At 49.9% G+C, this 7,854-nt stretch carries 9 protein-coding genes and 1 pseudogene; 6 read left to right on the top strand and 4 right to left on the bottom strand.

Annotated features, from left to right (window positions below; translation table 11 throughout):
* Positions 1-159, top strand: a pseudogene (locus tag AC6R10_RS10490) (DUF3135 domain-containing protein); the annotation flags it as partial.
* Positions 160-238: 79 nt separating this feature from the next.
* Here AC6R10_RS10490 and AC6R10_RS10485 read toward each other — a convergent pair.
* Together AC6R10_RS10485 and AC6R10_RS10480 are read right to left on the bottom strand one after the other, a co-directional pair.
* Positions 239-1,216, bottom strand: a complete 978-nt coding sequence (locus AC6R10_RS10485) for a Gfo/Idh/MocA family protein (protein ID WP_500672201.1) — start codon at positions 1,214-1,216, stop codon at positions 239-241.
* The gene (locus tag AC6R10_RS10480) at positions 1,213-1,515 is read right to left on the bottom strand and encodes a putative quinol monooxygenase (RefSeq protein WP_487902810.1); all 303 of its coding nucleotides are present in this window, start codon (positions 1,513-1,515) and stop codon (positions 1,213-1,215) included. The genes AC6R10_RS10485 and AC6R10_RS10480 overlap by 4 nt, the downstream gene beginning before the upstream one ends.
* 108 nt (positions 1,516-1,623) lie before the next feature.
* Here AC6R10_RS10480 and AC6R10_RS10475 point away from each other — a divergent pair, with 108 nt between their 5' ends.
* The 4 genes from AC6R10_RS10475 to AC6R10_RS10460 all read left to right on the top strand — a co-directional run bounded on the left by AC6R10_RS10475 (position 1,624) and on the right by AC6R10_RS10460 (position 6,056).
* Positions 1,624-2,508, top strand: a complete 885-nt coding sequence (locus tag AC6R10_RS10475) for a LysR family transcriptional regulator (protein ID WP_500634076.1) — start codon at positions 1,624-1,626, stop codon at positions 2,506-2,508.
* Between the two features lie 204 nt (positions 2,509-2,712).
* Complete coding sequence (locus tag AC6R10_RS10470; RefSeq protein WP_334554749.1) at positions 2,713-3,003, top strand: co-chaperone GroES; 291 nt, start codon at positions 2,713-2,715, stop codon at positions 3,001-3,003.
* A gap of 72 nt (positions 3,004-3,075) precedes the next feature.
* On the top strand, positions 3,076-4,719 hold the full coding sequence (gene groL / locus AC6R10_RS10465) for a chaperonin GroEL (protein ID WP_500672200.1): 1,644 nt from the start codon (positions 3,076-3,078) through the stop codon (positions 4,717-4,719).
* Positions 4,720-4,889: 170 nt separating this feature from the next.
* Entirely contained in the window at positions 4,890-6,056 is a 1,167-nt protein-coding gene (locus AC6R10_RS10460) for a nucleotide sugar dehydrogenase (RefSeq protein ID WP_500672199.1), read from the top strand.
* On the opposite strand, the gene AC6R10_RS10455 is transcribed toward AC6R10_RS10460, so the two are convergent.
* Both AC6R10_RS10455 and AC6R10_RS10450 read right to left on the bottom strand, forming a co-directional pair.
* On the bottom strand, positions 6,048-6,647 hold the full coding sequence (locus AC6R10_RS10455) for a uracil-DNA glycosylase family protein (protein WP_500672198.1): 600 nt from the start codon (positions 6,645-6,647) through the stop codon (positions 6,048-6,050). The genes AC6R10_RS10460 and AC6R10_RS10455 overlap by 9 nt on opposite strands.
* Positions 6,647-7,573 (bottom strand): D-2-hydroxyacid dehydrogenase, encoded by a 927-nt coding sequence (locus AC6R10_RS10450; RefSeq protein WP_500672197.1) that lies wholly within the window; start codon positions 7,571-7,573, stop codon positions 6,647-6,649. Before AC6R10_RS10450 ends, AC6R10_RS10455 begins: the two co-directional genes overlap by 1 nt.
* Positions 7,574-7,690: 117 nt before the next feature.
* Here AC6R10_RS10450 and AC6R10_RS10445 point away from each other — a divergent pair.
* Positions 7,691-7,854 (top strand): DUF416 family protein (locus AC6R10_RS10445; RefSeq protein ID WP_500672202.1); only part of this gene is annotated, 164 nt, incomplete at its 3' end.

The following is a 7,854-nucleotide window of genomic DNA, read 5'->3' as shown; positions in this document are numbered from 1 at the left end:
CGCGTAGTCAGCCGTTGTAAAAACCCCAATCACACCAATGTTGTCCTGATGCGTGAGCTCGTCACGCAAATGACCAAATTCCAGCAAGCGCTTGATACCGATACGTTGCTTGAACCCCAACAAAAGGCAGAGGTCATTCCATTTGATGCGTGGCGCTGAGCGACATTGCGTCGACTCTGCGCCGATCTGAGAGCGGGTGTTTGAGTCACCCGTTTTGGAGAGAGGGGGGCTTGGCGGATCAAGCGTCGCCAAGACTCTCCCATTCCGTCAACAATTGCATAATGTTGTAGGAGTCTTGCCAGTTGGCACAAGGGCTGAGCAGCTCTTTTTGTCCGGCTTCTATGGCACGGCGCACCTGGCGTACTTGATACAAGAACGCGTCGCCTTCTGCTGTTACCGTCACGTCGCGCTTAGAGGCCTCATAGATTTCCACACTGACTCGGTTGTCTTGAGCGGGAAGCCATGGGTTAGTTTCCATGGTTATACAGCCTTTACTGCCAAGGATTGTGAAGTGATGCTTCAAACCATGATCTTCAGCGGTGTGTACTGTGGCGGTGTGGTGGTCGCCAAAACTCATCAACAATGTGGTTTCACAGATGTTGTTGTCGGCGCCTCTTCGGCTGATGGCCTTGAGAGAACGATTCGCAAAAGCGTCTTCTCCCAGCAGGGTTTTCACAACCAGGTACAGTAACGAGATTGGGTAGCAACCAAGGTTGTATATCGCCCCTTTGCTGTCTGGATTGACGAACTGGGCGATGGAGGCAATGTAAGAGGTATGAATCGAGCGCAGTTCACCAATCTCACCGGATTTGAGTATGGTAACCAGCTCTTGAATCAAAGGGTGATGCAGGTACATCAAGCCTTCGGCGAAAAACACCTGATGCTCTTTGACCGCTTGTAGCGCCAGTTTCGTCTTTTCCATATCGATGGAAAGCGATTTCTCACACAAAATCGCTTTACCTTGTTGAGCCGCCTTAATAATAAAGTCATGGTGAAGATGGTTCGGCAAGGCAATGTAGATAATATCGACTTGCTCATCACTCAGTAGCGCGTCGTAATCTGTGAATGTGTTTGCAATCCCGTACTGCTTAGCAAAGGCTGCTAAATTGCTCTCAGAGCGCCCCGCTACCGCGTACAGTTCACTTTGACTATCCTGTTTAATGGCTTCTGCCATCACGCCAGAGATAAAACTGGTTCCAAGAATGCCCCATTTCATGATACCTGCGCTCCATTTTGTTGTGTTTCAAAAGCCTGAACCAACTCGGTCATCTCCGAAGCGATAAATGCGCGGGTATGGGCCATAGTGAAATGGGCTTCAATAGCCGCACGATTCTCATAACGTTCCCACAAAATCACTCGTTGTGGCATGTTGTCATCGTACGTCGCCATTGCTTGTAAGCAGCCGGCTTCACTTTGCATATCAAGGCAAAATTGCTCGATGGCTTGGATAACCGTCGCTCTTGGTTGGTCAGCATTCATTCTCAGCTCAGCGGTGACAAAAATCGTTTGGCTCATGAGTGGTCTCTGTGTTGTTGGCTTTGGATGTTCAAGGTCAACTTTAATTGACGCGTTCTAATTGATAAACTTTGAGTCAGTTTATTCTTTATTAACTATAGGTGCGCAATGGACAAGCTGACCAGTATGAAAGTCTTTGCCTGCGTGGTTGAACAGGGCAGTTTTCGCAGCGCAGCGCATCACTTCGACTTGTCTCCTACCATGATCGGCAAACATGTTCGATTTCTAGAACAAAGTTTAGGGACACAATTGATTCATCGCACCACCCGAAAACAGTCACTCACCGAAGCGGGCAAACTCTACTACCAAGAGTGTCATCGGATTATTGAAGACATCGCCAACGCCGAAAATTTGATTCATACGCTGATCAATCGGCCCCGTGGTACGGTCAAAGTGAATTGTCCTGTCACCTATGGAAAGACGGTATTGGCGCCGATCGTCGCCGACTTTCTCTCTGAGCATCCTGATATCAATGTAGAAATGTTGCTCGACAATAACCTGATTGACCCGTTTCGAACGGATGCCGACGTCATTATCCGCATAGGTGAACTGGTGGACTCTTCACTGGTTGCAAGAAAGCTAGGCGATTATCCGATGACCTATTGTGCCGCGCCTTCGTATCTCAACGCGCATGGACGGATTCAATCATTGGAAGATCTCAGACATCACTGCTGTTTGGGCTTTCACTATCACCAAGGTGAAAGCCAACAAGTGATGAACCTGCCCGCCAGTACCTTTGATCAAAGCCGCATTAGGCTTGCCTCAAACAATGGTGACGTATTGAAATTCGCGGCGATCCAAGGATGTGGTGTTCTGTTGCAGCCGAAGCTGTTGGTCGAGCCAGAAATTGAGTCCGGCCAGTTGATGGAGATCCTTCAAGATGCTGTTCCTAAAGCTAAGCCGATACACCTGCTGTATCGCTCCAAAAATTTGTCACTCAAAAACCGGACCTTTGTTGATTTTGTCGTTGCAGCGGTAAACGCCAAAACATAACCATGAGAAGTCCGAACGTGGGCAACCCACCACTTCTTCAACCTCGATCACAAATTTTTCATCTCTCCCCCTTGGGTTTACCCAAACCATCCCACATATAGTTAGCACGCGACTGAAATAGTCAGCACAAGACTTTAAAGCCTCAGAGCGACTGCTTTGAGGGCGTTATCAAACCTAAATGGAAATTATCAGGAGAGACGACCGATGAACATTCGTCCATTACACGACCGAGTTATCGTAGAACGCCAAGAAGTTGAATCTAAGTCAGCCGGTGGCATCGTTCTTACTGGTTCTGCGGCAGAAAAATCGACTCGTGGCGTAGTACTCGCTGTGGGTAAAGGCCGCATTCTAGAAAATGGCTCAGTTCAGCCTCTAGACGTTAAAGTGGGTGATACGGTGATTTTTGCTGAAGGCTACGGCACAAGAACCGAAAAAGTCGACGGTAAAGAAGTTCTGATCATGTCTGAAAACGACATCATGGCTATCGTTGAGTAATAGCAAACGTTGAGTAATTCAATTCTGAATCCCAACTAACAAAATCAATCGAATTTAGAAAGGAAGATAAAGATGGCTGCTAAAGACGTAAAATTTGGTAACGATGCACGCATTAAAATGCTAGAAGGTGTGAACGTTCTGGCTGACGCAGTAAAAGTGACGCTGGGCCCTAAAGGCCGCAACGTGGTACTGGACAAATCGTTCGGTGCACCAACCATCACCAAAGATGGTGTTTCTGTTGCGCGTGAAATTGAATTGGAAGACAAGTTCCAAAACATGGGCGCACAAATGGTCAAAGAAGTCGCGTCTCAAGCAAACGACGCGGCAGGTGACGGTACGACTACCGCGACTGTATTGGCGCAAGCGATTGTTAACGAAGGTCTAAAAGCGGTAGCGGCGGGTATGAACCCAATGGATCTTAAGCGCGGCATCGACAAAGCCGTGACCGCTGCTGTAGAAGAGCTTAAAGCGCTCTCTGTGCCTTGTTCAGACACCAAAGCGATTGCACAGGTCGGTACGATTTCTGCCAACTCTGACGCAACCGTAGGTAACATCATTGCTGAAGCGATGGAAAAAGTGGGCCGTGATGGCGTGATCACAGTAGAAGAAGGTCAAGCACTGCAAGATGAGCTCGATGTGGTAGAAGGTATGCAGTTTGACCGTGGCTACCTATCGCCTTACTTCATCAACAACCAAGAAGCGGGCTCGGTTGATCTAGAAAGCCCATTCATCCTACTGATCGACAAGAAAGTCTCTAACATTCGCGAGCTTCTTCCAACGCTAGAAGCGGTAGCAAAAGCGTCTCGTCCTCTGCTTATCATTGCAGAAGATGTCGAAGGTGAAGCGCTGGCGACACTGGTTGTCAACAACATGCGCGGTATCGTGAAAGTGGCGGCAGTGAAAGCACCAGGCTTTGGCGATCGTCGTAAAGCGATGCTGCAAGATATCGCGATTTTGACTGGCGGTACGGTCATCTCTGAAGAGATCGGTCTAGAGCTAGAAAAAGTAACGCTAGAAGACCTAGGTCAAGCGAAGCGCGTGACCATCACCAAAGAAAACACCACCATCATCGATGGCGTGGGTGAGCAAGAGATGATCCAAGGTCGCGTGGCGCAGATTCGTCAGCAAATCGAAGACGCAACCTCAGACTACGACAAAGAAAAACTTCAAGAGCGCGTGGCGAAACTTGCCGGCGGTGTGGCTGTGATCAAAGTGGGCGCAGCGACAGAAGTGGAAATGAAAGAGAAGAAAGACCGCGTTGAAGATGCGCTGCACGCTACTCGCGCTGCAGTAGAAGAAGGCGTGGTTGCCGGTGGTGGTGTTGCTCTTATTCGTGCAGCATCAAAAGTGGCGAACCTTGAAGGTGACAACGAAGAGCAAAACGTTGGTATCCGCGTGGCACTTCGTGCGATGGAAGCGCCAATCCGTCAAATCACTAAGAACGCCGGTGATGAAGAGTCTGTTGTAGCGAACAACGTTCGCGCTGGCGAAGGTAACTACGGTTACAACGCGGCAACTGGCGAATACGGTGACATGATTGAGATGGGTATCCTAGACCCAACGAAAGTGACTCGCTCTGCACTTCAATTCGCAGCGTCTGTCGCAGGTCTTATGATCACTACGGAAGCGATGGTTACCGACCTACCAGCTAAAGATGCACCAGCAATGCCTGATATGGGCGGCATGGGTGGAATGGGTGGCATGGGTATGATGTAATCATCCCAACCTTTCTGGTTGAAAGAGGTGTCTCGCATCAAGCGAGGCATCATACGGAGGCTTCGGCCTCCGTTTTTTTTTGTCGTAAAATCGTCAACTGAGTGTCTTTTCACTGCAACCTGCGGCTTTTATTTCTAGATGGGGTATTAACGAGAAATAGGAACCGCGCAATGAAGATTGCAGTGATAGGGTGTGGGTATGTCGGGCTATCTAACGCGCTGCTTTTGGCCCAGCATCACCAAGTGATGGCTGTGGATGTGGTGGCAAGCAAAGTCGATAAGCTCAACGACCGTATATCCCCCATTCGAGATCCGGAAATAGAGCTGTTTTTACGCGAGAAACCGCTCAATTTTCGAGCCACCACTGACATGCAAGAAGCGCTAGAGGGTGCCCAGTTTGTCATTATTGCTACGCCGACAGACTATGATCCGGTGACCAATACATTTGATACGCACTCTGTTGAAAGTGTTATTCAGCAGGTGCTGGCGTTAAACGCATCGGCGGTCATGGTGATCAAATCCACAGTCCCCGTGGGCTATACTGAGCAAGTCAAAGCGCGTTTCCAATGTGATCAGATATTATTTTCGCCTGAGTTTCTTCGTGAAGGCAAAGCGTTGTATGACAACCTGTATCCCTCTCGTATTATTGTGGGAGAGCAGAGTGAGCGGGCCGAGCAGTTTGCTGCGTTACTGACCGACGGGGCGATCAAGACCGATATCCCGGTATTGTTTACCGATTCGACAGAGGCCGAAGCGGTCAAGCTGTTCTCTAATACCTACCTAGCGATGCGCGTTGCGTACTTTAATGAATTGGACTCTTACGCCGAGAGTCATGGCTTAGATACCAAGCAAATCATTGAAGGTGTCGGGCTCGATCCACGTATCGGCCATCACTACAATAATCCATCCTTTGGTTATGGCGGTTACTGTTTACCGAAAGACACCAAACAGTTGCTCGCGAACTACCGCGACGTGCCGAACAACTTGATCGCTGCGATTGTGGCGGCGAACAAAACTCGCAAAGATGTGATCGCGGAAGCGATCCTAAAGCGTCAACCCAAGGTGGTGGGGATTTATCGTTTGATCATGAAGTCCGGTTCGGACAACTTTCGCTCGTCATCGATACAGGGGATCATGAAACGTTTGAAGGCCAGAGGGATTGAGGTGATTGTGTATGAGCCGGTCATTACTGAGCCGCACTTTTTCAATTCGCCCGTCATTCATGATCTTGACGCATTTAAATCACGCGCCGACGTGATCGTCTCGAACCGACGCTGTGAAGCGCTGATGGATGTGGAAGAGAAGGTATACACGCGAGATTTGTTTGGTTCAGATTGAGTGAACCTTGTCATTGGGTAGGCACAAATGCTCATGCACATACTGGCGAATATAAGGCACTACCTCCGCCTCAAACCACGGGTTGCGCTTTAGCCATAAAGTATTGCGTGGTGAAGGGTGAGGCAGGGGGAGCGTGTGGGGCGCCCAAGTTTGCCACTGTTTGACTGTCTCGGTGAGTGAGCGGGGGTTGTCTGAGAGGTAGTAGCGCTGTGCGTATTGGCCGATTAGCAGTGTCATACCGATATTGGGCAGCGCCTCAAGCACCTTTTGATGCCACATTGGCGCGCACTCTTTTCGCGGGGGCAGATCTCCAGAGTGGCCTTTACCGGGATAACACAACCCCATCGGCATAATCGCAATGTGCTTGGCGTCGTAGAATTGAGCCTTGTCTAAACCTAGCCACTCTCGCAGCCGGTCGCCACTAGGGTCATTCCATGGAATGGAGCTGTGATGAACACGTGTACCTGGCGCTTGGCCGATAATCATTAGCTTGGCATCCTGATGGGCTTGGATCACCGGATTGGCGCCCAGCGGCAGGTGCGCCTCGCAGTGGCGACAGGCGCGAATCTCGCTCAGTAGTGAATCCAGCATCAGTAACCTCGCTTTGGCTCTACCACATGCAGCAAACGAAACCCGTCACGCCATCTCGCGTAGTTTTCGGCAAATATCTCTGCCGCCTGCTCTGGAAAGCTCAGCGCAGCAATGTGTGGCGTGACGGTGATATGAGGGTGGGACCAAAATGGGTGCTCGCCATGCAGTGGTTCTTGCTCAAATACATCCAAAAACGCATGCTGCACGCAGCCTTGCTCAATGGCTTCAATCAACGCATGTTCATCTAACGCCGCGCCTCGGCCAACGTTAAACAGCAAGGCTTGGCTTAAGTGGCTTAAGGTCTGATGGTTGAGAATATGCTGAGTGTCCGGCGTGTTGGGCAGGGTGTTGACCACCACCTTCGCGTCCGCCAGCGCAGTCGCTAGCTCTTGCACATGGTAGAGCGCATCGAATGGTGAGTGCTTGCTCGGGATCCCGCTGCGATTCACGCCAGAGACGCGCATGCCCAGTGCCTTGGCACTTTGGGCGAGGTGTGTACCAATCGAGCCGGTGCCGAGAATGACCATATTGAATTCATTTAAAGAGGTGTAGGGCTTGGGCGTCCATTGCGCTTTTTGCTGCTCGCTTTGATAGTGGGCAAAATGACGCTGGTGGGCAATCACATAACCGAGCACATACTCTGAAATCTGCTGACCAAATATGCCCTTCACGTTAGTCAGCACACCTTCAAAGTCTTGCAAGTGCGGCACCAGCGCATCGACACCGGCATAGATAGATTGAATCCACTCTATTTTGGGAAATTGATCCATGGCTTTAGCCGCCATCGGCGGCGCGGCCAGCAAGATCGTCGCTTCGGCTTTGTCTTGCGTGAACGTGAGATCCGGTAAATCCAACTCACTGAGTAGCGCCTGATAGCGCTCGTTGTGCTCAGTCAGAAGATAGAGAGCGTGAGGGAAATTGTTCATCGCCTTGCTTTTTTCCTTATCGGTTATCCAGTAAACTGTGTCTGTTCTCATCTTGCCCGTCAATGACGTGCAGGTTTTTTCTTAATCAATATTGTCTTTCGCAATCAGTGAGCCACTATGCTACAAAATCCTCTTCAGCTTCGCCTAGAGAAGTTAGAGCCTTGGAAACAGATTACCTTTATGGCGTGTCTGTGTGAACGTATGTACCCCAACTATGCCCTATTTTGCGAAAGTACCGAATTTGCGCAGCCGCGCATCTACCGTGACATTCTAGACAGTAT

It is taken from the genome of Vibrio sp. R12-SG2-ISO1 (assembly GCF_059834045.1).
This window is presented reverse-complemented; position numbering and strand designations above follow the sequence as displayed.

Excerpts from the sequence above, each read along its gene's own strand:
- AC6R10_RS10460 (WP_500672199.1), top strand. The coding sequence starts at position 4,890 with ATGAAGATTGCAGTGATAGGGTGTGGGTATGTCGGGCTATCTAACGCG.
- AC6R10_RS10450 (WP_500672197.1), bottom strand. The coding sequence starts at position 7,573 with ATGAACAATTTCCCTCACGCTCTCTATCTTCTGACTGAGCACAACGAG.
- AC6R10_RS10455 (WP_500672198.1), bottom strand. The coding sequence starts at position 6,647 with ATGCTGGATTCACTACTGAGCGAGATTCGCGCCTGTCGCCACTGCGAG.
- AC6R10_RS10470 (WP_334554749.1), top strand. The coding sequence starts at position 2,713 with ATGAACATTCGTCCATTACACGACCGAGTTATCGTAGAACGCCAAGAA.
- groL (WP_500672200.1), top strand. The coding sequence starts at position 3,076 with ATGGCTGCTAAAGACGTAAAATTTGGTAACGATGCACGCATTAAAATG.
- AC6R10_RS10475 (WP_500634076.1), top strand. The coding sequence starts at position 1,624 with ATGGACAAGCTGACCAGTATGAAAGTCTTTGCCTGCGTGGTTGAACAG.
- AC6R10_RS10480 (WP_487902810.1), bottom strand. The coding sequence starts at position 1,515 with ATGAGCCAAACGATTTTTGTCACCGCTGAGCTGAGAATGAATGCTGAC.
- AC6R10_RS10485 (WP_500672201.1), bottom strand. The coding sequence starts at position 1,216 with ATGAAATGGGGCATTCTTGGAACCAGTTTTATCTCTGGCGTGATGGCA.